Raw genomic sequence first — 25,612 nt, forward strand, 5'->3', positions numbered from 1 at the left:
TTTCTTTAAAAATACCAATTGCACCCTCCATAAAATTGGTATTACATCCGTCACCAAATTAGCGAACCCTTATTATGACCATAATTAATAATACCCAATACCGTAAACCTCTACCGGGCTCAAATGTCGACTATTACGATACCCAAGAAGCCGTAGATGCAATTAAGCCAGGTGCATACGCCACGCTACCTTATTCATTACGTGTATTTGCCGAAAACCTAGTACGCCGATGCGACCCTGCTATGTTAACCGATGCACTTAACCAGCTAATTGAGCGCAAACAAGATTTAGATTTTCCGTGGTATCCGGCGCGTGTGGTCTGCCATGATATTTTAGGCCAAACAGCGCTTGTTGATTTAGCTGGGCTTCGTGATGCAATTGCAGCCAAAGGCGGCGACCCCGCAAAAGTGAATCCGGTAGTACCTACGCAGCTAATTGTTGATCATTCACTAGCGGTAGAGCATGCCGGTTTTGATCCTGATGCGTTTGAAAAAAACCGCGCCATCGAAGACAGACGAAATGATGACCGTTTTCATTTTATAAACTGGACTAAAACTGCGTTTAAAAATATTGACGTTATTCCACCGGGTAACGGCATTATGCATCAAATTAATCTTGAAAAAATGTCGCCGGTTATTCAAAACCGAGATGGCATTGCATTCCCAGATACCTTAGTTGGTACCGACAGTCACACGCCACATGTTGATGCGCTTGGTGTTATTGCTGTGGGTGTAGGTGGGCTTGAAGCGGAAAGCGTTATGCTTGGCCGTGCTTCTTATATTCGCTTGCCCGATATTGTAGGTGTTGAGTTAACAGGTAAGCGCCAACCAGGTATTACCGCAACCGATATTGTGCTAGCCATTACTGAATTTTTACGTGAGCAACGTGTTGTATCTACTTATTTAGAGTTTTATGGTGAAGGTGCAGACGCGCTTACACTTGGCGACAGAGCAACCATTTCAAACATGACACCTGAATTTGGCGCAACTGCCGCCATGTTTTATATCGACGATAAAACAATAGATTATTTGCGTTTAACAGGTCGCGAAGAAGAACAAATTGCCCTTGTAGAAAACTATGCAAAAACAGCAGGCCTTTGGAGCGATAGCTTAAAAACCGCAAAATACGAGCGTGTACTTAAGTTTGATTTATCAAGCGTGGGGCGCAATATAGCGGGTCCATCTAATCCGCACCGCCGTGTATCGACAAGCGATTTAGCTAAAGAAGGTATTTCGGGTGTCGTTGAAAATGAAGAAGGCTTAATGCCTGACGGCGCATGTATTATTGCCGCTATTACTAGCTGTACTAATACGAGTAATCCACGCAATGTAATTGCCGCAGCACTACTTGCCCGTAACGCAAATGCAAAAGGCTTAACGCGTAAACCTTGGGTTAAAACTTCATTAGCACCGGGCTCAAAAGCAGTGCAATCATACCTTGAAGATGCAAACCTACTAACAGAGCTTGAGCAACTTGGCTTTGGCATTGTTGGTTTTGCGTGTACTACCTGTAATGGTATGAGCGGGGCGCTTGACCCTGTTATTCAAAAAGAAGTAATAGAACGCGATTTATATACTACAGCGGTGCTTTCGGGCAATCGTAACTTTGATGGGCGTATTCACCCTTATGCTAAGCAAGCATTTTTAGCGTCACCTCCTTTGGTTGTTGCTTACGCCATTGCGGGTACTATTCGCTTTGATATTGAAAAAGGGATACTAGGGCAAGATCAACAAGGCAACGATATTACGCTTAAAGATTTATGGCCATCAGATGAAGAGATTGATGCAGTAATTAAGCAAAGTGTTAAGCCGGAGCAATTTAGAAAAGTATACGAGCCGATGTTTAATTTAACCGTAGATTACGGAGAAGATAACGACCCACTTTACGACTGGCGCCCAGAAAGTACGTATATTCGTCGCCCTCCTTATTGGGAAGGTGGGCTTGCGGGTGAGCGTACAATGAGTGGTATGCGTGCGCTTGCTTTACTTGGCGATAACATTACAACCGATCATCTATCACCATCAAACGCAATTATGGCAAGCAGTGCCGCTGGCGAATACCTAACCAAAATGAACGTCCCAGAGGAGGACTACAACTCGTACGCAACGCACCGGGGCGATCATTTAACAGCGCAGCGCGCAACCTTTGCAAACCCAAAACTACTTAATGAAATGGTACTGGACGAAAACGGCGAAGTTAAGCAAGGTTCTTATGCGCGAATAGAGCCACAAGGCACTAACACACGTATGTGGGAAGCAATCGAAGCCTACATGGAACGTAAACAACCGCTTATTATTGTAGCGGGTGCCGATTACGGTCAAGGTTCGTCACGCGATTGGGCGGCAAAAGGCGTAAGACTTGCAGGCGTTGAAGTAATAGCAGCTGAGGGCTTTGAGCGTATTCATCGTACTAACTTAGTTGGTATGGGTGTATTGCCTCTTGAATTTAAAGCAGGCACAACTCGTAAAACGCTAAAACTTGATGGCAGTGAAAGTTATGATGTAACAGGCGAGCCAACGCCTGGTTGTACGCTTAATTTATCTATCACACGTAAAAATGGCGAAGTGTTAAATATACCCATGAAATGCCGTATAGATACCCAAGAAGAGCTTTCTATTTACGCTGCTGGCGGTGTATTACAACGCTTTGCACAAGACTTTTTAGAAGCAACGAAATCTGCATAAGGGCAAGCATTATGTTTAAACCGCAAATTAAAGTGCCTGCAACCTATATGCGTGGCGGCACCAGTAAAGGTGTATTTTTTAATTTAACTGATTTGCCAAAGCCTGCTCAAATAGCAGGCGAGGCGCGCGATAATTTATTACTGCGCGTTATTGGCAGCCCCGATCCGTACGCCAAACAAACGGATGGTATGGGCGGCGCTACATCAAGTACCAGTAAAACTGTAATTTTAAGTAAAAGTGAGCAAGCCGATCACGATGTTGATTACTTGTTTGGTCAAGTGGCGATAGATAAACCTTTTGTAGATTGGAGCGGAAACTGCGGTAACTTAACCTCAGCAGTGGGTGCTTTTGCCATTAGTAATGGTTTGGTCGATAAAAACCTAGTGCCCGATAACGGTGTTGCTATTGTGCGTGTGTGGCAGGCTAATATTAAAAAAAGCATATTAGTGCATGTCCCCATGACAAATGGCGAAGTACAAGAAACCGGCGACTTTGAACTCGATGGTGTTACATTTACAGCAGCTGAAGTAAAACTTGAATTTATTGACCCCGCTGATGGCGATGGTGCGTTATTTCCAACTGGAAATGTAGCTGATGATTTAGAAGTACCGGGTGTTGGTACTTTAAAAGCAACAATGATAAATGCAGGTATTCCTACCATATTTATTAACGCCACTGATATTGGTTATACCGGCACAGAGCTGCAAGACGATATAAATAACGATGTTGCAGCGCTTAAAAAGCTTGAAACCATTCGTGCTTATGGCGCTGTTAAAATGGGCTTAATCACTAACATTAGTGAAGCGCAAGCTCGCCAACATACGCCTAAAGTTGCGTTTGTTGCATCACCTTTAGATTACAAAGCATCTAGCGGTAAAATTATTGAAGCTGCAAATATCAACTTGTTAGTACGCGCTATGTCGATGGGTAAACTGCACCATGCCATGATGGGTACAGCTGCGGTTGCTATTGGCACTGCTGCGGCTATTGAGGGCACACTTGTTAATATAGCCGCTGGTGGCAGCGCATTAAGTGAAGTGAACTTTGGTCATCCGTCGGGCACGCTAAAAGTAGGCGCTGAGGCTAAAAATAATGCTGGCAACTGGCTAGTTACCAAAGCAAGTATGAGCCGAAGTGCACGGGTATTAATGGAAGGGGTTGTAAGAGTTCCTCAGTAGTTCCTCATTAATAACTATCGTACAGCCATCGCATAAGTATTGTGATTAATTTACAGCATCAAAATACTTATGCGCTTTGTGCTTTTTTTATTGTCATAATTAATAACAAAACAGCACTAACTCATAGTGCCTGAATCTAGGTAGCTGCCAATCCCGAGTGTGAACATCCATATCCCCCATAAACTATGCTCAATAACACACACGACGGTTGAGCGGCTTTGTGCATAGGTATAGGCAAACAGTAAGCCACCTAAAAAGGCTAAGGCTACTGCAATCCAATTTGCATACACACTATGCGCCAACGCAAATACACTCGCACTAACTATAATACGCACTGCTTTTTTGGGCATGATGCGTTTATAACGATGAAAAAAATACGTTCTGAATATTAATTCTTGAGGAATAACCGACAGTATTGGGTAGAGTAGCAACAGTAAAAGCCAATCATTAAACGAGTTGCGGGGAAGGGTAAACCAGTTGCCCTGATGAATAATCCCGTAAAACATACCAGAGAACAGCGCACCTAAAAAAAAGAAGCTAAAAACACGTTTTTTAACAGCAGAAAATTGCCCAAGGCTTGTGAGTCTAAAACGTTTAAAGTGGGGATCGCCCAGTAGCAACATACAACACACACTCATAAGTATAATAAGCGCAGGAATAAGCCAGTTAGCTAAATGCTCGCGTAATACAAAACCCAACAAGGGCAGTAACACAAAAATGAGGGTAAATTCAAACCAGCGATATTGATTGGCGTTCAAGGTCGTCTCAACTTGTTTTTTAATAAGCTATCAAGCTAAGACGACATTTTTATGACGAGGGGGCTTACTTTGCTGGCTCCTCTTCACTAGGGAGGTATTTGTACAAGGCAATAATAGTGGCAAAAATACTCACAAAGGTAATACCCATTAAACCAAACACTTTAAAGTTAACCCAAAAGTCGAGCGAAAAATTATATGCAATATAAATGTTTAGTGCTGCGATGCCAGCAGTAATTACAACCCACATTAAATTAAGCTTATCCCATAACGGTTCTGGGACAACAATGGCTTGCTTTGTATCATTAGCATTTTCGAGTATTGAACTAAGCGCTTTTTTAACGAGGTTTTTCTTAAGTACATAACGGCTAACAAGTAACGTTAAACTCAAACCTGCGTATATCAGCGTTGCTTTCCATTTTATGTATTGCTCATCATGAAGTACCAGCGTTAACGTACCAAACACGGCAGCAATGCCAAAAAATATCCACTGACGAGTTGGCACAGAGCCATGTTTAAAGTAGCTATAAACAACTTGAATGAGCGTAGTGGCCATTAATAAACCGGTAGCCCAATATATATCGACTAGCTTAAAAACGGCAAAAAACAGTATAAGTGGGATGTATTCAATTAATGCGTGCATAGCTTACCTAAATTATACAAAAAAGAGTCAAAGGCTTTTTACCACATAAAGCTTAGCAACTACAAGGTTGACTTGTTGCCCTGTAACCCTTAGCCTGCGTGGCTTTATTGCCAATTTGGTTTGGTATTTTTTATATCATCATATTCCCACGCTTAACCAACACTGATTTGGCGTGTATTTAGGAGCCTAAAATGAATAAAGCAGAACTCGTTGCTGCCATTGCACACAAAAGTGAATTAACAAAAAAAGATTCTCAAGCGGCACTTTCAAGCTTGCAAAAAGTAATTACTAAATCGCTCTCTGAGGGTGATCAGGTTCAAATTAATGGCTTTGGTACGTTTGCACTAAGTTACTATCCAGCGCGTACTGGGCGTAACCCGCAAACAGGCGCAGCAATTGAAATAGAAGGCGCAAATAAAGCGGTTTTTAAACCGGCTAAAGCGTTAAAAGATCTGCTTTAATTTTATTTAAGGCTTTAAACCCCGTATTGATAGATAAGTTACATGAGCCCGAAGTAAATTCGCACCTACGGGTATATGTTGTAGGTGAGGTTTTATACCTCGCTTTTGGTGGCGTTAAATTACATGAGTTGGAAATCGATTCGCACTTATGTACATTATTCATAATCTCTAAATAATTTACATAGCATCATAAACTCTATTCTAATTTACTCCTTAATTTTCAACCGCTTGTAATAGGCATGCATTATGCTGTTTAACTGTGTGTTTCGAACATATTTTTAAACAATACCAGTCCGCTTATATATGGGGTCTATTTAACGACGTTAAATTGCTCAAAGATTTATGCAGGTTGGTATAATATAAGGAGATCTCAATGAGTACATTACAAACAAGCACACGTTTACAAGGCAAAAAAATTGCAATTTTAGCCACTGATGGGTTTGAGCAAAGTGAGCTTTTATCTCCACGCAGCGCATTACTTGATGCCGGTGCAAACATCGAAATAGTATCAATTAAAGAAGGCCAAATTACGGGCTGGGATGAAGACAAGTGGGGCGATAAAGTAACAGTAGATAAACTAGTTACAAACGCAGACCCTGCTGATTACGACGCGCTTATGCTTCCTGGTGGTTTATTTAACCCAGACAGTTTACGCCAAGATAAAGATGCTAAAGCCTTTATTGATGGCTTTTTTGGGGCAGAAAAAAACAAACCCGTTGCTGCTATTTGCCATGCGCCGTGGTTGTTAGCTGAAATTAATAAATTGCGCGACCGTACCATTACCTCTTTTCCAAGTATTAAAAGCGATTTAATTAATGCAGGCGCTAATTGGGTTGACCAAGAAGTATGTGTAGATAAAGGCTTAGTAACAAGCCGAAGTCCCGCCGATTTAGAAGCATTTAATGCTAAATTTATTGAAGAGATTTTAGAGGGTAAACACCAAGCTCACTAATTTTTTTAAAACGTTTGGATATTGATACAGCGTTTGATTTTAAAAAACAAAAAAGGGCATTTTAAATGCCCTTTTTTAATGCGTATAAAACACGCCCTAGTTAGCTTATAGCGATGGCTTAAAGCGATGTAGCTGCTTTCATATCGGCTACAAATGCTTTTAGTTGCGCGGTCATTGTTGGTAAATCATTAAGGTTAGCTTCAATAATTTTAACCACAGCAGAGCCTGAAATAGCACCGGCTGCACCTGCATTAAGAGCCGCTTTTACATCATCTGGCGTTGAAATACCAAACCCTAAAAGAGCAGGGGCTGCATGGTATTCTTTTAATTTAGTAACAATATTACCCGCAGGCATTTGTGCCTTAGTATCGGTACCGGTAACACCTGCGCGCGATAGTAAATACGTGTAACCACGACCGTAAGAGGCGCATTGGCGAAGTGTGTCGTCATCTGCATTTGGTGTTGCAATAAAAATTGGGTCTACACCGTTATCCATAGCTGACTTTCTAAACATTTTAGATTCATGTAAAGGTACATCAGCCACTAAAATTGAGTCTACGCCTACCGCTTTTGCATCTTTATAAAATGCTTCTATACCGCGCTTAAACACAAGGTTTGAATACAATAATAAGCCAATTGGAATATCGGCATTATACTCACGTATTTCTTTAATAATATCAAAGCAATCTTGTGTGTTAATGTGCACATTGAGTGCGCGAATATTAGCTTTTTGAATTACTGGGCCATCTGCAATTGGGTCAGAAAACGGAATACCAAGCTCAAGCGCATCAGCGCCGCCGTCAATCAGACTTTTTATAATCGCAATACTTTGCTCTTTACCTGGGTCGCCAATCGTTACAAATGGTACAAACGCACCTTGTTTTTGCTCGTTAAGCGCTGCAAACATTTTGCCGTAACGATCCGTTTTTACTTGGCTCATAGCTGACCTCTTTCAGTTAGTACATTGTGAACGTGTGCTAAATCTTTATCGCCACGACCACTTAAATTAATCACTATAACACTTTCCTCGGTTAGCTCCTCTGCGTACTTAAGCGCATAAGCTAACGCATGGCTTGATTCAAGTGCCGGAATAATCCCTTCATTTTTAGCAAGCGACTGAAACGCATCAAGCGCTTCTGTATCGGTAATAGCTACATATTGAGCGCGACCAGTTTCGTGTAAAAATGCATGCTGAGGACCAACAGCTGGGTAATCAAGACCCGCTGATACAGAGTAAGACTCTTCAATTTGGCCATCGTCATTTTGCATAATATACGTATAAGTACCGTGTAATATGCCTTTAGTGCCTTTACAAATTGTTGCACCGTGCTCATTTGTATCAAGACCTTTACCAGCAGGCTCAACACCAATTAATTTAACGCCTGGCTCGTCAATAAAGTCAGTAAACATACCAATTGCGTTTGAACCACCACCAACACAGGCAATAACAGCGTCAGGTAAACGACCTTCTGCTTTAAGTACTTGTTGCTTAGCTTCTTCACCAATAATTTTTTGATACTCGCGTACAATTGTTGGGAATGGGTGAGGACCCGCAGCTGTACCTAGTAGGTAGTGCGCGTCTTGGTAATTTGCTGACCAGTCACGCAGCGCTTCATTTACGGCATCTTTTAATGTGCCAGAACCTGCTGTTACCGGAATGACTTCTGCGCCCATTAACTTCATTCTAAATACGTTAGGTTGCTGACGTTCAACGTCTTTTGCGCCCATATAAATACGACATTTTAAACCCAGTAGTGCACATGCAAGCGCGGTTGCAACGCCGTGTTGACCGGCACCTGTTTCAGCAATGACTTGTTTTTTACCCATACGCTTAGTAAGTAACGCTTGGCCAAGTACTTGGTTCGTTTTATGTGCGCCGCCGTGTAATAAGTCTTCACGCTTTAGATACAATTTTACTTTTGGGTTTTTAACTAAATTGCGCGTTAAAGTAAGTGGGGTAGGACGACCCGCATACTCGTTTAATAATTTACTTAGCTCTGCCTGAAACTCAGGATCTTTTTGTGCTTTGTTAAATTCGTTTTCTAACTGCTTAAGCGCAGGGACAAGTAACTCGGGTACAAACATACCGCCAAACTCGCCAAAATAAGCTGGATTTTGCATTTTAACCTCAATAATTTCTGATGCTTGTAAAAGCATTATGTAATTTGTTAGGGCACTTTTTACCCGCAGATTCTTCAACGCCTGAGTTTAAATCAAGGCCTAAGGCACCTTTAAAAAGCGCATCTTTAATATTGTCTGGATTTAAGCCTCCAGCGAGCATAAATGGTGTAGTTGCATTACCAAGCACTGACCAATCAAATACTATACCTGTACCGCCAGCTTGTGTATCGCTGTGCGTATCGTAAAGGTGTCGATCAACCCCATTTACAGGCGTTGGCAATGCATCTTTTATTGCTTGGGCTTTCCAAATTTCGCAATTAGTTGGTAACTGTGTACGCAAGTCAGCAATGTAATCGTCACTTTCTTGGCCATGTAATTGAACTGCCGCTAATTTTAACACACTTGCGTATTGAGCAACTTGCTCAATGGGGGCGTCTACAAATACACCAACAAAGTTAAGTGGTGCGCTTTGGCTCAGCTCCCTTGCACAATCTAAATCGACATAGCGCGGCGATTTAGGATGAAAAATTAAACCACCATAAACAGCACCATTTTGATATGCCGTGAGTACATCTTGGCTACGTGTTAAACCACATACTTTATTGTCGCCTAAAATAACACGGCGACATGCTTGCTCTAAATCACGCTCGCTCATAAGTGAGCTGCCAATTAAAAAGCCATCGCATAATGGAGCTAAACGTTTTACGTCTTGATGGGTGTAAATACCCGATTCCGAAATAACCACTTTATCAGCCGGAATAAGCTTTCGTAGTTTTTCAGTAGTGGCTAAATCGGTGCTTAAATCGCGTAAATCGCGGTTATTAATACCAATAATTTGTGCATCAAGTGCAAGTGCGCGGTGTACTTCTTCTTCATTACTTACTTCGGTTAACACCGACATATTAAGTGAATCGGCAACAGCATGCAGTGCTTTATAGCTTTCGTCATCGAGTACCGAAAGCATCAGTAATATAGCGTCACCACCATAAATACGTGCCATATACACTTGGTACTCGTCTATAAAAAAGTCTTTACAGATAAGCGGTTGTTCTACTTGGCTGCGCACAAATTCAAGATAGTCAAAGCTGCCTTGAAAATATTTAGCATCAGTTAACACACTCATGCAGGTAGCATATTTTTTATAAACTGAAGTAATTTCGGTTAAATCAAACGGCTCTCTAATTAACCCTTTTGAAGGCGATGCTTTTTTACACTCTAAAATAAACTGTGTGCCAGGTGCTGCAAGTGCTTTATAAAAGCTACGGCTTGTAGGCACTGCAAGGTGCTTAAAGCTTTCAAGCGGACGCGCAGCTTTACGCTCAATTAGCTCTAATTTTTTATCAGCAACAATTTTGTCTAATACATTAGCCATTACTTACCTCAATAATTGCACTTAGTGTGTTCATGGCTTGCCCTGAACTTAATAATGTTTGTACTTGTTTTGCCCCTTCTTTTAACGTTTCTGCTTTACCTGTTAGGTATAAAAGGGCAGCTACGTTAACCACAATAGCAGCATTATGTGCATCTGTGCCTTTGCCTTGCAAGATGGCGAGGCTGGCATTTGCGTTGTATTGTGGGCCTTCACCAGCGAGTTGTTCAAGTGAATAGTTTGCAAGGTCAAAGTCGCTTGGGTTTAGTGTGTACTGCGTAATCTCGCCATTATTTAGCCCAACTACCGTTGTTGGGCCGTGTAGGGCTATTTCGTCAGTGCCCGAGCCGTGAACAATCATAGCGCGCTTTGTGCCAAGGGTTTTAAGTGTTTGTGCCATTGGCATACACAACGCTTCGTTATAGACGCCGAGTAATTGCACTTCAGGTGCTGCAGGGTTAGCAAGCGGACCTAAAATATTAAAAATAGTGCGTGTTTTAAGCGATGTTCGTACGCCCATCGCATGGCGTACGCCACTGTGATAGTGCGGTGCAAACAAAAAGGTAAAATTGGTTTGCTCAAGACATTTTGCTGCTTGCTCTGGGCTCATATCTATATTAATGCCCAGGGCTTTGAGTAAATCGGCTGAGCCTGAATTACTCGATACACTGCGATTACCATGTTTTACCATGTTAATACCGGCAGCAGCGGCAACAATTGCAGCCGTTGTACTTATATTAATTGTGTTTGAACCATCGCCACCAGTACCACAGCTATCGGCAAGTTGCGTACTGCTGGTAGTAAAAGCAACGGCGTTTTCGCGCATTGAGGCTGCAGCGCCTGCAATCTCGTCGCTTACTTCGCCTTTAATTTTAAGGCTTATAAGTAGGGCGGTTAGCTCAATTTCACTCATATTACCTTGCATTATTTCATCAAAAAGCGCTTTGGCGTCTGCGTAGCTTAATGATTGCCCAGTAATTAGTTGCTCAATAGCGTGTTGAACATTTATGGGTTGTTTTGGTTGTGTACTCATAATGTCCTCTTTTATTTAGCGCGTGTTAAGTAAGCGACACTTTGCTGGAGTAGCATTGCGCCGTTTGGCGTTAGTATTGATTCTGGATGAAACTGATAACCTAACGCATTGTCATCATGATGATAAATAGCCATAGGGATATCTTCGTACTGGGCAATTACTTCAATATTGTCAGGTACTTTTGTTGCCATTAATGAATGATAACGCGCAACTGGCATTGTATTGCCCATACCATCAAATACAGGATGCTCGCCTAAATTAATAATTGAAGACTTACCATGTACGGTTTCACCCGCGTGACCGATTACTCCGCCATAGCTTTGTGTTAATGCTTGTTGACCTAAACAAATGCCTAGCATTGGGAAGTGGCCTTTAGAGATCTCAATAAGCTCCATTAAACAGCCTGCATCGCTTGGTGTTCCAGGACCAGGCGAAAGTACTAATAGTACTTGGCCTTGCTCTTGGCGCATTTTGTTAAAGATAACCTCAGCGCTAATGTTGTTTCTGTAAACAACCAGTTCGCAGCCAAGCATCGTCAGCTCATCAACAAGGTTATATGTAAATGAGTCAAAGTTATCTAAAAAATAGATTTTGATAGGATTCGCTTTACTCATTTTATACCGCCTTATACGTAGATTTTATGGCGGTGATAACCGCTTGTGCTTTAGCGCGAGTTTCGTTTGCTTCTGAAATAGGATCTGAGTCAAACACTACACCGGCACCTGCTTGCACATATGCTTTATTATTTTTAACAAAAGCTGAGCGAATAACAATACAGCTATCCATTGCGCCATCGCCCGTTAAGTAACCTACAGCGCCGCCATAGCTGCCACGGCGTTTGCCTTCTGTTTGACGAACAAGCTCAGCAGCACGCACTTTTGGTGCACCAACAAGCGTGCCCATGTTCATACATGCTTGGTAAGCGTGTAGTGCATCAAGCTCAGGTTTAAGAGTACCTACAACGCGCGATACTAAATGCATTACCTGTGAATAGCGGTCTACTTTTAATAGCTCTTTGGCAAAACGAGTACCAGCAACACTAATGCGGGCTACGTCGTTACGCGCTAAATCAACAAGCATTAAATGCTCGGCGCGCTCTTTTTGATCGTTTCTAAGTTCAAGTTCAATGCGGCTGTCTAGGTCTGGGTTTATTTGCCCATTAGCAAATTTGCCACGTGGGCGAGTGCCAGCAATTGGGTATACTTCTACTTGCTGAGATTGCACTGTGTATTTAAGTGCTGATTCAGGCGATGCGCCAAATAAAGCAAAGTCTTCATCGCGCATATAAAACATATACGGACTTGGATTTTGCTTTTTAAGCTGGCTATAAGCGTGCAGAGGGTCAGGGCAAGGTAGTGAAAATGTACGCGACGGCACTACCTGAAAAATATCACCATCTACAATATTCTTTTTAAGCTTAACCACTTGCTCGCAGTAAGTGTCATCGTCAATATCAACGCTTACATCACATTCGCCACTTTGCATATCCGCACTAAATTCTGAAGCGTTATCGCACAGCGTATTTAAGCGCTCTAGTTCTTTACCTACTTCAAAGCAGTTAGCGTGTACGTCTGGGCCATTAAATACATTACCAATGAGTTCGGTTGTTTGTTTTTGATGATCAATAACAACTAAGGTTTCGGCTAAATAAAATACGTAATCTGGGCAGGTATTTTCGCCATCTGGTACATCACTTAACTGCTCAAAGTTTGCTACCATATCGTAGGCAAATACACCGCCTAAAAATAACGAAAATGGATTGTTAGTTGTGCTTTTAATACTGTTAATACAAGTACGAAGGGCGCTAAATGCATTATCTGCAACTAGTTTACTCGCTTCGTCAGTATCGCCGCTTGTGTCTAAATAACACAGGGTAAGCGTTGCGCCGTCTAAAGTGGCATCACAGCTTTTAACATTTTCCTGCAAGTAGCTAAGTAGTTGTTGCCCATTATTAGATTGAGCAGTGATAGTAACTGTTTTACCTTGGCATACGATGCGCAGGGCACAGTCGACTAAAATTAAACTTTTAACACTGTCTTTAGAATCAATCTCAGCCGATTCAAGCAGTAGTGAGTTAGGCTTATCAAGTGCCGCGTATAATGCAAGTGGACTACTTATATAGTCGCGTACTTGCGTAATGCTTGTTACTTCGCCTGGTGTGGTAGTTATATGACTAAAAATCAAACCTCATTCCCTCAAAAAATTAAACCCCGCAATGCTTTAGCAATGCGGGGTTTGAATAACGATATCTAAATTACAAACAGATCATTACCGTCCCGCTATATCAGGCGCCACCACCAACGATGTGTAAGAGTAAGACCGTTATTCATGTTTTTCTGCCTCAAAATTTATTAAATATTTTTAACGTATACGTTTCGTAAAATTTAGTTATAAAAAAACCCGCATAGTTGCGGGTTTTGAATTTTTGTTAGACACGACAATTCATCACCCGATAATTACGAGTGCCACCACCAAATAGTGTTTAAGTTTGAATTGATCATTATTGTTAATTCTTAATGTGTCTGAAAGTGGCTACAGTAAAACGTATCTTATGCTTTTGTGTCAAGTGTTTATTTAAAACAATTTAGTCAAAAAACTTGTTATACTTACATAAACACCATTAACCCTTAATTTTAAGCAGTTTTCTTTTGATAAAATACGATTTACATAGCCACACCACACACTCAGACGGGCGTTTAACGGTTGAAGAATTATTGCATCGCGCTGTTGATAAAAATATTGATGTGTTTGCTATTACCGATCACGACACTGTGGCAGCCATTAAACCTGCCCAGCAATTTATTGAAGCTGAAAAATTACCGCTTTCATTAATAACGGGTACAGAAGTGTCGACTAAATGGGAAAGCTTCGAAATTCATATTGTTGGTTTAAATATTGATATTGAGAATATTGACCTTACCTCTTTATTATCTGCTCAGCAGCAAAAGCGAGAAGAGCGCGCGCTAGAAATTGGCGCACGTCTTACAAAAAACGGTTTTGATGGCATTTATGAGCAGGCTAAAGAGCTTGCAAAAAACGCGCAAATCACACGCGCACATTTTGCACGTGCATTAATTGAGCGCGGCGTAGCAAAAAACTTTCCCGGTGTATTTAAAAAGTATTTAGGTCGTGGCAAAACAGGTTATGTACCAAGTTGTTGGTGCACCATGCAAACTGCTATTGAGGCTATTCATGCCGCTGGTGGAGTTGCTGTACTTGCGCACCCAAGTAGTTATCAAATGTCGAACAAATGGTTACGCAAGCTATTAGTAGAATTTAAAAGTGTAGGAGGAGACGCAATGGAAGTTGCACAACCTCAGCAGGCGCCAAGCGAACGTCAATTTTTAGGTGAACTCAGCCGTGAGTACGGGCTACTTTGCTCGCAAGGGTCTGATTTTCATTTTCCGACAAGCTATTTAGAGCTTGGCAAAAATTTATACTTACCGAAAGACTGCCAAGGTGTTTGGCAAGCCTGGGAAGGACAAGAAGGGGCATTATTATGAGTCAATTATTTCACATTCATCCTGAAAATCCGCAACCGAGATTGATTAGTCAAGCCGTTGATATTATTAAACAAGGCGGCGTTGTTGTTTACCCAACAGATTCTGGCTATGCAATTGGCTGTAACATTGGTAACAAGCAAGCCAAAGAGCGCATAGAGCGAATTCGTGGCATTGAAAAAAACGATAATTTTACGCTAGTTTGTCGTGATTTATCGGAGTTATCTACTTATGCACGCGTAGATAACCAGCTATTTAGATTAATTAAAAATAATACGCCAGGGCCTTATACCTTTATTTTTAAAGGCACAAAAGAAGTCCCTAAACGTTTATTAAACGACAAGAAAAAAACCATTGGCATGCGTGTAATTGAGCACCCAATAGCCTGTGCGTTACTTGCCGAACTTGGCGAGCCGTTAATGTCGTGTTCTTTAATTTTACCAGGTGAGCAGTTTACAGAATCAGATCCTGATGAAATATTAGAGCGTTTAGATAAACACGTTGATTTAATTATTCACGGTGGCCACTTAGCCGAGCAAGCAACCACGGTAATCGATTTGTCGGAAGATGAAGTCAAGATTTTGCGTGTTGGCTGTGGTGATACAAGCCCATTTGAATAATAAGTAATGAGCGAAAGCACTGCAAATACAAAAAATAGTGAAAAGCCAGTGCAGCAAAAGCTGCCACTGGCTTTTTTGCATGGTAAAGCGGTTGTAGACAAACCAGAAGATTTATACATTCCACCTGACGCGCTCGAAATAATATTAGAAACCTTTGAAGGCCCGCTCGATTTACTGCTCTATTTAATTAAAAAGCATAAGCTTGATGTACTCGAACTTTCTATTTTTAGTATTACAGAGCAGTACGTAAGTTATGTAGAAATGATGACCGAGTTTCAACTCGAACTTGCTGGCGAATATTTAGTAATGGCTGCGTTACTTGCGCAAATTAAGTCTCGCTTATTATTACCTGTACACGAAGAGCTTCAAGAGGAAGAAGATCCTCGTGCTGAGCTTATTAAACGTTTGCAAGAGTATGAGCTGTTTAAACAAGCCGCCGAAAACCTCGACGATATTCCTCGTGTTGGTCGTGATATTTTTATAGCGCATGCCGCTATGCCAATAAGTGAAGATACAAGTCAAAATCTCCCCGATATTGAACTTAAAGACTTAATGCTGGCGCTGAGTGATGTAATGGCGCGAGCAAAAACGTTTGAGCATCATCAAATTACTGCCGAAGTACTCTCAACCCGAGAGAGAATGAGCCAAATATTACAGCAACTATCGCAAGCAAACTCGGCAGTGGTATTTAATGCGCTTTTTACCCCAAATGAAGGGCGAAGTGGTGTAGTGGTTAGTTTTATAGCTATGCTTGAGCTTATTAAAGAAGGGCTTGTTACCTGTTTGCAAGTAAGCCCTGAGAGCTTAATTTATGTCAGCTTAAGCGAACAATCTACCCTATAAAACTATCTGTTTAATCATCTCATACCAACCTGCATGAATATTTGAGCAATTTAACGAATTAAATTGCACTATTACGTTGTTAAAATTTTTTATTTACGACTGCATGGATGCAGGAGGTAGGAGGTAGAGCAATGCAGGGAGCAATTGCCGAGAACAACTAGATACAAAAATTTCTGCCTAGTTCTAGCGTAATTTTCTTAACGTTAAATAGACTCCATATACAAGCAGAACTTTATTATTTGCAAAACTGACTTTAAATAATAAAGTTCTGTGCGTATACGCACGTAAAGTGTTTGTAAATGTTATTTTCATTTATGGCTGTGCACTATATTGTAACGTCATAGCATTATAGGAAGTTACACATGTTTAAAAATACACCTTCATCCTACGGACTTGTCGCCATTATTTTACATTGGCTCATGGCGCTGACTATTTTTGGCCTGTTTGGTTTAGGTTTATATATGGTTGAGCTTACTTATTACGATAGCTGGTATAAAGGTTCACTCGATTTACATAAGAGTATTGGTATTACGCTTGTGGCCGTATTTTTATTTAGAATTTTATGGCGTGCTTTATCTACACAACCTAAACCATTAGGTGAGAGTAAAGGCATGAACCAATTAGCACATACTGCGCATATTGCTATGTATATTATTTTGGCCGTTATTGTTGTTGCTGGGTATTTAATATCAACCGCAGACGGACGTCCAATAGAAGTGTTTACCTTATTTAACGTATCAGCGCTTGATTTTGCTTTTGATGACCAAGCCGATATTGCAGGAAAAGTACATTATTATGGCGCGTGCACATTAATCGGGTTTGCAGTATTGCATGCACTAGGGGCGTTAAAACATCACTTTATCGATAAAGATAAAACCTTAATTAGAATGATCAAACCATTAAAGGATGATTAAAATGAAAAAATTATTAGTAAGCACAGCCGTTTCGGCTGCAATGATGTTATCGGCAACAGTCGCCAATGCAGCTGATTATGTAATTGATACAAAAGGTGGGCACGCATCTGTTAATTTTAAAATTAAACACTTAGGTTACAGCTGGTTATATGGTCGTTTTAATACTTTTGACGGCACATTTAGTTACGATGCTAAAAACCCTGATGCGTCAAAAATTATGGTAAACATTGATATCACAAGTCTTGACTCTAACCATGCAGAGCGCGATAAGCATTTACATGGTAAAGATTTTTTAAATGTAGATAAATACCCAAAAGCGACATTTAAAAGCACGAGTATTAAATTTGATGAAGACGGCGAAGAGGCTGATGTAACCGGTGAGTTTACGCTGCACGGCGTAACTAACACTATTACCTTTGAAATAGATAAAGTGGGCGAAGGTAAAGATCCGTGGGGCGGCTACCGCGTAGGTTTTGAGGGCGAAACCAGCCTTAAACTTACCGACTACGGTATTGATTACAACTTAGGACCTGCATCTACTCATGTTGATATTATTTTATCAATAGAAGGCGTTCGTCAGTAATACCATTATTAAATATAAAAACGCCACTTACTGTGGCGTTTTTTTGCTTAACAGAAACTCAAATTAAGCGACTTCGAATTTGCTTATTTTGCGCTATTAATACGTGACTGTAATAGCGGCCTTAAATGCTCGGGTAACCAGCGCATGAGTAAATCATTATAAGCCTGCGTTTTTTTAATAACTTTGAGCTGCTCATTAAGAATAGCAATGTCTTCTGCGCCTTGCTCGTTTTTAGTACAGCCAATAAAACCATAACTTAACGCGGGTGATTCGGTTAATGGACGCTGCGTTAAGTTTTCTTCAAAGTGCATTGATTTAGCTAAATAGTAATGCTCGCTTGGGTAACCCAGCAAAATATCAATTCGTTTTAGGTTAAGCATATATGTGAGGCTCGCTAGGCTATCGCGAGTGGGTCTAATTACTAAATCTATATTAGGCGTACTGTTTATCAATGTATCTATCTCTTGGCCATAAGATCGGCTCATAGAGATCCCAATAGTTAGTTTTTTATCTTGTATTAAATCTAATAGTGATACTTCTTTTGATTCCGCTATATTTAGTGCTTTGGCGAGTCTTTTGTGCATTGCTATTGAAGGCGAGAGGCCCGTTGTTGAGCTTTCGTCTGTAAAATAAATATGCTCTTTTCTGTAATCATTTTTATAAAGCGATAACGCACAAACATTATTTGAAGTATTAGATAGCTCTTGGATTACTTTACCTGAAGGGATAAGCATGCGGTTAAAGGTAATATTAGGAAGTTGTTTTTCAAGTAATGAAATTATGCTTTCGTCACGGCCTTGGTGTTGATATTGACCATTTAAAATATAATAGGGTGCAAAGTCGTGCGCTAGCCAGTTTATGGTTCTAGCATTGCCTATTGAACTCAGACAGAAAAAAAGTAAGAAAGTTAAAAATATACGGAGCATTACAACAGCTGCCAGTAATTATTATTGTAAAACTATTGTAACCAATAAAGAGCTAAAAAGTAAAATGCCAGCAACAAGGCTGGCATAATATCTTATCAATAATTGCAATAATAAAAGGGCAATTAAAGTTATGTGTTGCTTAGTTAGCTTTTAGCCACTTAACAAACTGGCGTGCATCACTCGCTTTTTGAAACAATGCATTTTTTAAACCTTGTGTATCACTAAAGATTACACGATGTTTGTTTACTGAAATTGATTGCACTGGATGTGCGATTTGGATCATAGACCCATTATATTTATAAGACATAATAAAACTCACTTTATTCTTGTTATTTATTCTGCGCTATATTTTTATAGCAAATTGCAGTTAATAAATTAACGATGTTGTGTTTAGCTTCATTACAGTGTTGACGATCTTTATGACACTTTTGCGATGATAGTAAAAAATCATCTCGGTATTATTCAAGGGGTTCTCGCCGTACAATAACTTAGCTTTCAAATATACGTTTTGCGGGGCTTACTGGATCAGGGTAAATGGTTAACCGCGGCGGTTTCTTTAAACCAGAGAGGGAAGGTAACTTATATATAAATTGTGCGCAAGCTATTTTTGTAAAAATATTTATAATAAATCTTATCAACTGCTTACAAAGCCCATTTTTAGTTACCAAAGGATAAGTATGAATTACCTAATAGTGAGTGATATTTATGGTTTAACCCCTGCTTTAAGGAGGTTATCACAGGCAATTAGTTCAAATTTAGTGATTGTTGACCCTTACAATAACAAGTTTCAAGCTATTGAAAGTGAACAAGATAGTTACAACAATTTTATACAGCAGTGTGGCCATGATAAATACACCGACAAAGTTCAAAAATGCTTTGAGAGTTTAAAATTGCCAACGACGTGTATTGCTTTTAGTGCAGGGGCAAGTGCAGCATGGCGGGCACAGTTATTAACAGGCAATACACACCTTAAAAAGTTAATTGGCTTTTACCCGTCGCAAATTAGACATAATTTAAATTTAAGCGCAAAAGTACCCTGTGAGTTCATATTTCCAGCAAGTGAGAGTCACTTTAATGTTGATGAAGTTATTAAAGCTTTAAGCACCAAAGCGGATGTTAAGTGCTATAAAACCAATTTTTTGCATAGTTTTATGAACGAGTACTCAACCAATTTTAACGCGCAAGGGCTTGTTGAATATAGTAACTATATAAAACAGAGCAGCCGTTAAAGCGTGTTTAGCTGCTCTTTACTAATATCAGGAAAATCGGTGCGGGTATTATATTTTGCATACAGCGTTGTAAAAACGCTACTACCGGATAGCTTATCTAACTCTTTTATAAAGGTTTTAGCACTAGAGCGAGCGGGTCTACAGCATACTTGATACTGTTTTATTATACCCGCGACAGATAAACCTTGTTTTTGTAGCTTCAAATCGGCCTGTGCAAAAAAAGCCGCACCCGTCCAATAAACACGTTGCTGGGCTCGTTGTTTCCACATATCGGCAGAGAGCTTATTAAGTGGCTGTGTTTTAGTTTTAGTTTGCAGGCGGGCACGATCAAATCCTGCATTTAAACGTTGTACAAATTGCGGCTGGGTAATTATACCGCTGTCACGCATTATTACGTTTTGCATGTAACTGGCAAAACCTTCGCTTAGCCAAAAACCGGAGTAGGGAAGTAGCGGCAAATATATATGCGAAAGTTCATGGTATAGCGTCCAATCTTTAGTTAATGCATTTAAACTGGCGTAGCGATCTATATGTAGTTCAAGCCCATCGGGGTTATTGCGCTTAACTGTAGCCCAAGGTACAGGCTCAAAAGCAAAGTATTGCGGTTTTAAATAAATAGGCAATGTAGCTTGTTTTAAAGGTCCCAGTGTATTTTGTGTTTTTTCAACACTTTGATTAACCCATGTAGACACTGTATTTTGAGCATTACTTGAGAGCGAGCTAAGATTATGTATGACTACTTCAGCTGCATTTATGTTACACGTAATAAATAGTGGCAATATCAATAATATCTTCATGTTATTTAATCTATTTTTTAACTAATCATAAAGACTATACCAATAAAAGTTAAATATTGAATGATCGGAATTAAGCGTGTGATTAACGGGAATAATTGAGTTGTGGTTTAGCCGTTATGAATTTTTAATGCGATTAAATTACGTATAGGTTTCACTGTTTTTTTGCAAAAAATAGGTTTGTTAGATTTAAAATCAGTAAAAATTCAACAATTGCATTATTTAGCTATCTAATCAGTTTATAATGATGGCGCTATGTTAATTAATAAAAGGAAAGTCCGTGAAATTATCTGTTTGTATTATTTGTAAAAATGAAGAAAGTACACTTGAACGATGCTTAGAGTCGGTAAAGTGGGCTGATGAAATTATTGTACTTGATTCAGGCAGTACAGATGAAACATTGGCAATAGCTAAAAAATACACAGATAAAGTATTCATTCGTGCCGACTGGAAAGGGTTTGGTGAGCAACGCCAAAGAGCAGAAGCTTTAGCAAGTAACGACTGGATTTTTGCAATTGATTGTGACGAAGTTGTTAGTGATGAATTAGGTGCTGAGATACGAGATAATCTTGCTAAATGTAAAGAGAAAGACGTACTAGTACTTAATAGATTAACGCACTTTTGTGGTCAATTTATTCGTCATAGTGGGTGGTATCCAAGTTGTATTTCTCGTATCTACAATAAAAACACAACGAGTTACAATAATAATTTAGTACACGAATCGGTAGTAGTTAAAAGCTGTAACTTGATTAACTTAAAGGCTGATTTATTACACTTTCAATACGAAGATATTTTTGCATATATAAATAAAAGAAATAACTATGCCAATATTGGTGCAGATCAAATGATTAGGAAAGGCAAAAAATCGTCCATATTAAAAGCAATAAGCTCAGCAACATTTGCTTTTATTCGCCATTACTTTTTACGACTTGGCTTTTTAGATGGAAAAGCTGGTTTTGTAATTGCAGTAATACAAAGCCAATACAGTTTTAATAAATATTTATTTGCTACTTATAGATAAAAATAAAAGCTCTATATTTTTTAAACTAATAGTAACTATAAAAAAGTGAATACAGACACACCAAACTGATCATGCTTTAATGATATTAATAAAGCTTTGTAGGTGTTAGCAATGCAGTACCAACATATAAACGTACCAGAGCAAGGTCAAAACATAACAATAGATGAGCGCGGGGACTGGCAAATCCCGTTAGAACCTATCATTGCTTATATTGATGGCGATGGCGTGGGTCTAGATGTTATGCCGGTAATGCGCCACGTTGTTGATAATGCAATTGAGCATTGTTATAAAAGCGCACGGAAAATTCATTGGATGCAGGTTTATAATGGCGAGCAGGCCGCAAAGCTGTACGACGGTGATTGGTTTCCACAAGAAACAATTAACGCGGTACGTGCCTGTAAAATTGCCATAAAAGGGCCGTTAACCACACCACTGGGTGGTGGCTTTCGATCTCTTAATGTTGCACTCAGGCAAGAAATGGATTTGTTTGTAAATATGCGCACTATAAAAGGCTTTAGTGCACTCCCTTCTCCTTTAAAAAACCCTTTTTTAACAAACATAACAGTGCTTCGTGATAGTAGCGAAGACGTGTACTCAGGTATTGAGTGGCAAGCAGGCAGTGTAGAAAGTGAAAAAATGCTCGATTTTTTATGTGAGGAAATGGGCGTAACCCGCCTAAGGTTTTCACAAGAGTGCGGAATTGGTATTAAAAATATATCTAAAGAAGGCTCTGAGCGACTAATGCGCTTTGCAATTAACTATGCACTTAAAAACGATAGTGAATCATTAACGCTAGTACACAAAGGTAATGTACTTAAATTTACCGATGGTGCATTTAAGCGTTGGGGGTTTGCACTTGCACAAAACGAGTTTAATGCCACCGCACATGAAAATGGGCGTTGGTTGCAAATAGAGCGAGCACACCAAGCGCCCTTAATTATTAAAGAAGTCATAGCCGACAACATGCTGCAGCAATGTTTAATGCATCCAGAGCAATTTGATGTAGTGGTGACTACTAACCAAAATGGTGACTTTTTAGCGGATATGCTCAGTGCACAAGTTGGTGGTGTTGGCATAATGCCCGCTGCAAATTTAAATAACGATGTCGCATTTTTTGAGCCTACACACGGCACGTTTGAACGTATAGCAGGGCAAAATAAAGCAAACCCAAGTAGCAGTATTTTAAGTGCGGTATTAATGCTTAAATTTATGGGATGGGACGAGGCCGCATTACTCATAGAAAATGCGTTAGAGCAAACATTTAAAAGCGGTGAAGTAACCTTTGATTTAGCGCAAGAGCAGAGCGATAACTCAAGTATTCATAACTCGATAACCTTAACTTGTACTAGCTTTGCAAAGAAGGTTATCGAGCACTTTTAAATACATCCATTATTAAGCTGCTGAGGCAGTTTTTACTCTGTGCATACAAGGACGGTTGGTTAACTGCGCTGCACGATGATAAATCTCATGTGCTTGGGGTTCATCGCACTGCGTACCACTAAGCGTATCCATTAACGCAACAACAATAATTGCAGGAACTTGGCAGCAATATTCGTCTAAAACGGCTTCCGTAGTTTGTGCATCAACATGGCAAAGTGGATGATTTTTAAGTTGGTATGCATTTAATAATGTATCAACTTCTAATACATCATCTGGTTGATGTTTTGTTTTACGGCATTTACAACCAAACTCATCAACTAAAGTAGCTAACGCTTGGTAAGCTTCAGTGGTGTTAGCTTTGGTGCATAACTGCTCTTCAATGAACTGATGTAAGTTAGCATCGATGAATAATCCGTCTTGGCGTGTGAAAGAAGCTGTTGTCATAATAATTACTCTTAGTTTGTTGGCTTAACATCACTCTAGCGCTAAGTGTATTATTAATAAAATTGTTGTTTTCAATAACTGATATTGATTTTATCAATAGTAAGTTTTAAAACTAAATAAAAAATAGAAAACATATCTAAATAATACTAATTAATTTGGTGCAATGCGGTGAAAGTGTGCACAAAACTGGAACAAGGGGAGGAGTTAAGGAATAAAGAAGGAATTTTAGTTAATTGTTTTTATTGAATTTTAATTATTTTACGAAGTTGGTACTAAGCTTGCTTATAATACGCTGTAGGTAGATTCCTATATCGACGATTTCCAAAAGCGCCACGGTATTTTCCCAAAGTTGAATACCATGGCGCTTTTTTATTTTCACGTGTATTTTATTTAGCCGTCACAATAGCAATAACAATGTTAAATTTTAATAAAGTAGGGAATAGCCACTAAAATAGCGCCTACAATCAGTAGCATGCTAACACTGGTCATAAAGTACGGAAACACCAATAACGATAAACCAATACAAAGTGGCACTACGGCTTTTTTTCTTCGCCCGTAAGTAAGGTAGCCAATACCTATGCCGCCAAACAAAACACTCCACGCAATTATTGATGCACTATCCATTTATAAATTACCTATTTTGAAATACTGATTTAAATTACGACCGACATAGCCAGTTTTTCAATACCATGTGAAGGAGTCCATCTTTTAAATTCCACGAAGCCATGCTTTTTATATAAATTTATTGCAGGAGTATTAGCAACCGCAGTCTCCACTATTGCATGAGAAAAATCATCCATTGCTAAAACATAACTTATTAGCTTACTTGCGATACCTTTTTTAAAATGACTAGGATCAACGGTTAAACTACAGATATCTAAACACTCGTTGTTTGTATCTACTTCAATAACGGCTGCTAAACATTCATTTTCGCTGTAGCCATAAAAAGTTGTTTCTGACTTTTTTATACCTTTAATATTACGCGCTAAAGGAGAGAAGTTATGCGCGCCGATCAGTTTAGCCTCAATAGCATAGGATTTTTGAAAGACAGCAAAAATTATATTTGCAGTATTCTTATTATTAAGTTTGTTTATCATTATATTCTTTTTTAAAAATAAAGTATGAATACCATATGCCGTAATAAAACCTCCGGCACCAATTGTGAAAAAAAGAAATAAATAAAACTTTTTCGGACTACTTTCTAAAGATGCCACTGCCGGCTCATTGTATCTCTTATAAATGACACCACTTTCGTAATTAAAATAGCTGCGTAAAAGAATAAACAAACCTAAAACAATACACAGGAGCGCTTTACTTACTTTCTTAGTGTTCTTTTTAGCTATTACTATTTGTTGCGCAGCTTTTGGCTCAGTACGACTTGGTTTAGCTAATTCATCTTTAAGGCGTTTGTAGTTCTCTGGATATTTATGTGAGTCAATACTTTCAAGTGCTTCGTTTAATTCACTAAGTGAATAAGCAGAGTAATCAATATTTATAATAATCTTCCTTAAAAGGCTCTTAAATAACATTTACACAGTAGGGTTTTTAAGTTGTTGTTATTTAATGGTATTTTTACAATCCGATTAAGTTTATTTTAATGTAGCAAAGACTTGAGGTTAGTCACTTTTACTTTCATATTTAAACTCGAATGAAACTATTGCAGCCAATATACCTCCAGTCGCTAATATAGCAGCGCTAAATAACATCTCCCATAATAATTTTTTCAACAGTAGAGTCTGATGAATATTTGTAAATATTACGCTCCAAGTTTGTTCAAAGTTGTATAAATTAACAACTTCATGAACATCATATAAAAAAGTACCTAACCCATTCAAAAAGTATGCAAGAGCTATATAAACAAAAAATCGTGCAGTAAATAAGAGGGTTTTTAAATTATCAGTTTCAACTTTAGAGAAAGGAAGAAAGCTAATTTTGGTGACCTTGCTCATTATAAGTGAACACTTCAAATATAGGTATTGGTACATAAAATTCCATTTTTTAATATGTCTTAGGTTATTGATAACGAGTATCTAAAGTTATTGACTTTATATTACTAATTAAGAATAACGCAGTACCTATTTTGATTCAATTCTTCAGCGAACATTGTATTTGAGTTCTAGCTATTTCATTAGGTAGTTTTTAACTCAATGTATTTAAAATGC

27 protein-coding genes are annotated in these 25,612 nt (G+C 39.2%); 12 read left to right on the forward strand and 15 right to left on the reverse strand.

What is annotated here, in order from left to right; translation table 11 throughout:
• The first annotated feature begins 74 nt into the window (after nt 1-74).
• Nucleotides 75-2,684 carry a Fe/S-dependent 2-methylisocitrate dehydratase AcnD gene (gene acnD, locus GQR54_RS00460; protein WP_166376201.1) on the forward strand — a complete coding sequence of 870 codons (2,610 nt, stop codon included), beginning with the start codon at nt 75-77 and terminating at the stop codon, nt 2,682-2,684.
• 11 nt (nt 2,685-2,695) lie between these two features.
• Complete coding sequence (gene prpF / locus GQR54_RS00465) at nt 2,696-3,862, forward strand: 2-methylaconitate cis-trans isomerase PrpF (protein WP_166376202.1); 1,167 nt, start codon at nt 2,696-2,698, stop codon at nt 3,860-3,862.
• Nucleotides 3,863-3,978: 116 nt separating this feature from the next.
• Here prpF and GQR54_RS00470 read toward each other — a convergent pair whose 3' ends face one another.
• The gene (locus tag GQR54_RS00470) at nt 3,979-4,620 is read right to left on the reverse strand and encodes a CPBP family intramembrane glutamic endopeptidase (RefSeq protein ID WP_166376203.1); all 642 of its coding nucleotides are present in this window, start codon (nt 4,618-4,620) and stop codon (nt 3,979-3,981) included.
• Between the two features lie 64 nt (nt 4,621-4,684).
• The gene (locus GQR54_RS00475) at nt 4,685-5,260 is read right to left on the reverse strand and encodes an inner membrane-spanning protein YciB (protein ID WP_166376204.1); all 576 of its coding nucleotides are present in this window, start codon (nt 5,258-5,260) and stop codon (nt 4,685-4,687) included.
• 191 nt (nt 5,261-5,451) lie between these two features.
• Between GQR54_RS00475 and GQR54_RS00480 the strand changes: the two genes are divergently transcribed.
• Both GQR54_RS00480 and GQR54_RS00485 read left to right on the forward strand, forming a co-directional pair.
• Nucleotides 5,452-5,721: an HU family DNA-binding protein gene (locus GQR54_RS00480; protein WP_007375441.1), complete on the forward strand. Its 270-nt coding sequence runs from the start codon at nt 5,452-5,454 to the stop codon at nt 5,719-5,721.
• Between the two features lie 373 nt (nt 5,722-6,094).
• The gene (locus GQR54_RS00485; RefSeq protein ID WP_007582489.1) at nt 6,095-6,673 is read left to right on the forward strand and encodes a type 1 glutamine amidotransferase domain-containing protein; all 579 of its coding nucleotides are present in this window, start codon (nt 6,095-6,097) and stop codon (nt 6,671-6,673) included.
• A gap of 118 nt (nt 6,674-6,791) precedes the next feature.
• Here GQR54_RS00485 and trpA read toward each other — a convergent pair whose 3' ends face one another.
• The 6 genes from trpA to GQR54_RS00515 are packed head-to-tail and all read right to left on the reverse strand — an operon-like array spanning nt 6,792 to nt 13,380.
• On the reverse strand, nt 6,792-7,613 hold the full coding sequence (gene trpA / locus GQR54_RS00490; RefSeq protein WP_166376205.1) for a tryptophan synthase subunit alpha: 822 nt from the start codon (nt 7,611-7,613) through the stop codon (nt 6,792-6,794).
• Nucleotides 7,610-8,794 carry a tryptophan synthase subunit beta gene (gene trpB / locus GQR54_RS00495; RefSeq protein WP_166376206.1) on the reverse strand — a complete coding sequence of 395 codons (1,185 nt, stop codon included), beginning with the start codon at nt 8,792-8,794 and terminating at the stop codon, nt 7,610-7,612. The genes trpA and trpB overlap by 4 nt, the downstream gene beginning before the upstream one ends.
• A 7-nt stretch (nt 8,795-8,801) precedes the next feature.
• Nucleotides 8,802-10,166 carry a bifunctional indole-3-glycerol-phosphate synthase TrpC/phosphoribosylanthranilate isomerase TrpF gene (gene trpCF / locus GQR54_RS00500; protein WP_166376207.1) on the reverse strand — a complete coding sequence of 455 codons (1,365 nt, stop codon included), beginning with the start codon at nt 10,164-10,166 and terminating at the stop codon, nt 8,802-8,804.
• On the reverse strand, nt 10,159-11,196 hold the full coding sequence (trpD, locus tag GQR54_RS00505; RefSeq protein ID WP_166376208.1) for an anthranilate phosphoribosyltransferase: 1,038 nt from the start codon (nt 11,194-11,196) through the stop codon (nt 10,159-10,161). Before trpD ends, trpCF begins: the two co-directional genes overlap by 8 nt.
• 11 nt (nt 11,197-11,207) lie before the next feature.
• A complete protein-coding gene (locus GQR54_RS00510) occupies nt 11,208-11,810 on the reverse strand; it encodes an aminodeoxychorismate/anthranilate synthase component II (RefSeq protein ID WP_166376209.1) in 603 nt (200 codons plus the stop codon).
• A 1-nt stretch (nt 11,811) separates the two neighbouring features.
• Nucleotides 11,812-13,380 carry an anthranilate synthase component 1 gene (locus GQR54_RS00515; protein WP_166376210.1) on the reverse strand — a complete coding sequence of 523 codons (1,569 nt, stop codon included), beginning with the start codon at nt 13,378-13,380 and terminating at the stop codon, nt 11,812-11,814.
• A 464-nt stretch (nt 13,381-13,844) separates the two neighbouring features.
• Here GQR54_RS00515 and GQR54_RS00520 point away from each other — a divergent pair, with 464 nt between their 5' ends.
• From GQR54_RS00520 to GQR54_RS00540, 5 genes are all read left to right on the forward strand, one after another.
• Nucleotides 13,845-14,699, forward strand: a complete 855-nt coding sequence (locus GQR54_RS00520) for a PHP domain-containing protein (RefSeq protein ID WP_166376211.1) — start codon at nt 13,845-13,847, stop codon at nt 14,697-14,699.
• Nucleotides 14,696-15,316 carry an L-threonylcarbamoyladenylate synthase gene (locus tag GQR54_RS00525; protein WP_166376212.1) on the forward strand — a complete coding sequence of 207 codons (621 nt, stop codon included), beginning with the start codon at nt 14,696-14,698 and terminating at the stop codon, nt 15,314-15,316. Before GQR54_RS00520 ends, GQR54_RS00525 begins: the two co-directional genes overlap by 4 nt.
• A 6-nt stretch (nt 15,317-15,322) precedes the next feature.
• A complete protein-coding gene (locus tag GQR54_RS00530) occupies nt 15,323-16,159 on the forward strand; it encodes a ScpA family protein (protein ID WP_166376213.1) in 837 nt (278 codons plus the stop codon).
• A 362-nt stretch (nt 16,160-16,521) separates the two neighbouring features.
• Complete coding sequence (locus tag GQR54_RS00535) at nt 16,522-17,073, forward strand: cytochrome b (RefSeq protein ID WP_002961572.1); 552 nt, start codon at nt 16,522-16,524, stop codon at nt 17,071-17,073.
• Between the two features lies 1 nt (nt 17,074).
• The gene (locus tag GQR54_RS00540; protein WP_166376214.1) at nt 17,075-17,656 is read left to right on the forward strand and encodes a YceI family protein; all 582 of its coding nucleotides are present in this window, start codon (nt 17,075-17,077) and stop codon (nt 17,654-17,656) included.
• 83 nt (nt 17,657-17,739) lie between these two features.
• On the opposite strand, the gene GQR54_RS00545 is transcribed toward GQR54_RS00540, so the two are convergent.
• On the reverse strand, nt 17,740-18,582 hold the full coding sequence (locus tag GQR54_RS00545) for a transporter substrate-binding domain-containing protein (protein ID WP_166376215.1): 843 nt from the start codon (nt 18,580-18,582) through the stop codon (nt 17,740-17,742).
• 139 nt (nt 18,583-18,721) lie between these two features.
• On the reverse strand, nt 18,722-18,889 hold the full coding sequence (locus GQR54_RS00550; RefSeq protein ID WP_002961566.1) for a hypothetical protein: 168 nt from the start codon (nt 18,887-18,889) through the stop codon (nt 18,722-18,724).
• A gap of 370 nt (nt 18,890-19,259) precedes the next feature.
• On the opposite strand from GQR54_RS00550, the gene GQR54_RS00555 reads away from it, so the two are divergent.
• Complete coding sequence (locus GQR54_RS00555; protein WP_166376216.1) at nt 19,260-19,811, forward strand: hypothetical protein; 552 nt, start codon at nt 19,260-19,262, stop codon at nt 19,809-19,811.
• Here the strand turns inward: GQR54_RS00555 and GQR54_RS00560 are convergent.
• The gene (locus tag GQR54_RS00560) at nt 19,808-20,608 is read right to left on the reverse strand and encodes a hypothetical protein (RefSeq protein WP_166376217.1); all 801 of its coding nucleotides are present in this window, start codon (nt 20,606-20,608) and stop codon (nt 19,808-19,810) included. The genes GQR54_RS00555 and GQR54_RS00560 overlap by 4 nt on opposite strands.
• A gap of 277 nt (nt 20,609-20,885) precedes the next feature.
• On the opposite strand from GQR54_RS00560, the gene GQR54_RS00565 reads away from it, so the two are divergent.
• Both GQR54_RS00565 and icd read left to right on the forward strand, forming a co-directional pair.
• Nucleotides 20,886-21,626: a glycosyltransferase family 2 protein gene (locus tag GQR54_RS00565; protein WP_166376218.1), complete on the forward strand. Its 741-nt coding sequence runs from the start codon at nt 20,886-20,888 to the stop codon at nt 21,624-21,626.
• Between the two features lie 111 nt (nt 21,627-21,737).
• Nucleotides 21,738-23,006, forward strand: a complete 1,269-nt coding sequence (gene icd / locus GQR54_RS00570) for an NADP-dependent isocitrate dehydrogenase (protein WP_166376219.1) — start codon at nt 21,738-21,740, stop codon at nt 23,004-23,006.
• A gap of 12 nt (nt 23,007-23,018) precedes the next feature.
• Here icd and GQR54_RS00575 read toward each other — a convergent pair whose 3' ends face one another.
• The 4 genes from GQR54_RS00575 to GQR54_RS00590 all read right to left on the reverse strand — a co-directional run bounded on the left by GQR54_RS00575 (nt 23,019) and on the right by GQR54_RS00590 (nt 25,399).
• Nucleotides 23,019-23,450 (reverse strand): hypothetical protein, encoded by a 432-nt coding sequence (locus tag GQR54_RS00575; protein ID WP_166376220.1) that lies wholly within the window; start codon nt 23,448-23,450, stop codon nt 23,019-23,021.
• A 417-nt stretch (nt 23,451-23,867) separates the two neighbouring features.
• Nucleotides 23,868-24,074, reverse strand: a complete 207-nt coding sequence (locus tag GQR54_RS00580; RefSeq protein WP_008169332.1) for a hypothetical protein — start codon at nt 24,072-24,074, stop codon at nt 23,868-23,870.
• Between the two features lie 29 nt (nt 24,075-24,103).
• Nucleotides 24,104-24,547, reverse strand: coding sequence for an N-acetyltransferase (locus GQR54_RS00585; RefSeq protein WP_166376348.1), 444 nt, complete (start codon nt 24,545-24,547; stop codon nt 24,104-24,106).
• A gap of 519 nt (nt 24,548-25,066) precedes the next feature.
• Nucleotides 25,067-25,399, reverse strand: a complete 333-nt coding sequence (locus GQR54_RS00590) for a hypothetical protein (RefSeq protein WP_133120254.1) — start codon at nt 25,397-25,399, stop codon at nt 25,067-25,069.
• Between the last annotated feature and the right edge of the window lie 213 nt (nt 25,400-25,612).

Source organism: Pseudoalteromonas sp. Z9A4, from assembly GCF_011378845.1.
Lineage (GTDB): Bacteria > Pseudomonadota > Gammaproteobacteria > Enterobacterales > Alteromonadaceae > Pseudoalteromonas > Pseudoalteromonas arctica.

What these genes read in the sequence shown, in the direction of transcription:
- acnD (WP_166376201.1), top strand. Translation starts at nt 75, where the DNA reads ATGACCATAATTAATAATACCCAATACCGTAAACCTCTACCGGGCTCA.
- prpF (WP_166376202.1), top strand. Translation starts at nt 2,696, where the DNA reads ATGTTTAAACCGCAAATTAAAGTGCCTGCAACCTATATGCGTGGCGGC.
- GQR54_RS00475 (WP_166376204.1), bottom strand. Translation starts at nt 5,260, where the DNA reads ATGCACGCATTAATTGAATACATCCCACTTATACTGTTTTTTGCCGTT.
- GQR54_RS00480 (WP_007375441.1), top strand. Translation starts at nt 5,452, where the DNA reads ATGAATAAAGCAGAACTCGTTGCTGCCATTGCACACAAAAGTGAATTA.
- GQR54_RS00485 (WP_007582489.1), top strand. Translation starts at nt 6,095, where the DNA reads ATGAGTACATTACAAACAAGCACACGTTTACAAGGCAAAAAAATTGCA.
- trpA (WP_166376205.1), bottom strand. Translation starts at nt 7,613, where the DNA reads ATGAGCCAAGTAAAAACGGATCGTTACGGCAAAATGTTTGCAGCGCTT.
- trpB (WP_166376206.1), bottom strand. Translation starts at nt 8,794, where the DNA reads ATGCAAAATCCAGCTTATTTTGGCGAGTTTGGCGGTATGTTTGTACCC.
- trpCF (WP_166376207.1), bottom strand. Translation starts at nt 10,166, where the DNA reads ATGGCTAATGTATTAGACAAAATTGTTGCTGATAAAAAATTAGAGCTA.
- trpD (WP_166376208.1), bottom strand. Translation starts at nt 11,196, where the DNA reads ATGAGTACACAACCAAAACAACCCATAAATGTTCAACACGCTATTGAG.
- GQR54_RS00510 (WP_166376209.1), bottom strand. Translation starts at nt 11,810, where the DNA reads ATGAGTAAAGCGAATCCTATCAAAATCTATTTTTTAGATAACTTTGAC.
- GQR54_RS00525 (WP_166376212.1), top strand. Translation starts at nt 14,696, where the DNA reads ATGAGTCAATTATTTCACATTCATCCTGAAAATCCGCAACCGAGATTG.
- GQR54_RS00530 (WP_166376213.1), top strand. Translation starts at nt 15,323, where the DNA reads ATGAGCGAAAGCACTGCAAATACAAAAAATAGTGAAAAGCCAGTGCAG.
- GQR54_RS00535 (WP_002961572.1), top strand. Translation starts at nt 16,522, where the DNA reads ATGTTTAAAAATACACCTTCATCCTACGGACTTGTCGCCATTATTTTA.
- GQR54_RS00540 (WP_166376214.1), top strand. Translation starts at nt 17,075, where the DNA reads ATGAAAAAATTATTAGTAAGCACAGCCGTTTCGGCTGCAATGATGTTA.
- GQR54_RS00545 (WP_166376215.1), bottom strand. Translation starts at nt 18,582, where the DNA reads ATGCTCCGTATATTTTTAACTTTCTTACTTTTTTTCTGTCTGAGTTCA.
- GQR54_RS00550 (WP_002961566.1), bottom strand. Translation starts at nt 18,889, where the DNA reads ATGTCTTATAAATATAATGGGTCTATGATCCAAATCGCACATCCAGTG.
- GQR54_RS00555 (WP_166376216.1), top strand. Translation starts at nt 19,260, where the DNA reads ATGAATTACCTAATAGTGAGTGATATTTATGGTTTAACCCCTGCTTTA.
- GQR54_RS00560 (WP_166376217.1), bottom strand. Translation starts at nt 20,608, where the DNA reads ATGAAGATATTATTGATATTGCCACTATTTATTACGTGTAACATAAAT.
- icd (WP_166376219.1), top strand. Translation starts at nt 21,738, where the DNA reads ATGCAGTACCAACATATAAACGTACCAGAGCAAGGTCAAAACATAACA.
- GQR54_RS00575 (WP_166376220.1), bottom strand. Translation starts at nt 23,450, where the DNA reads ATGACAACAGCTTCTTTCACACGCCAAGACGGATTATTCATCGATGCT.
- GQR54_RS00580 (WP_008169332.1), bottom strand. Translation starts at nt 24,074, where the DNA reads ATGGATAGTGCATCAATAATTGCGTGGAGTGTTTTGTTTGGCGGCATA.
- GQR54_RS00585 (WP_166376348.1), bottom strand. Translation starts at nt 24,547, where the DNA reads ATGATAAACAAACTTAATAATAAGAATACTGCAAATATAATTTTTGCT.
- GQR54_RS00590 (WP_133120254.1), bottom strand. Translation starts at nt 25,399, where the DNA reads ATGAGCAAGGTCACCAAAATTAGCTTTCTTCCTTTCTCTAAAGTTGAA.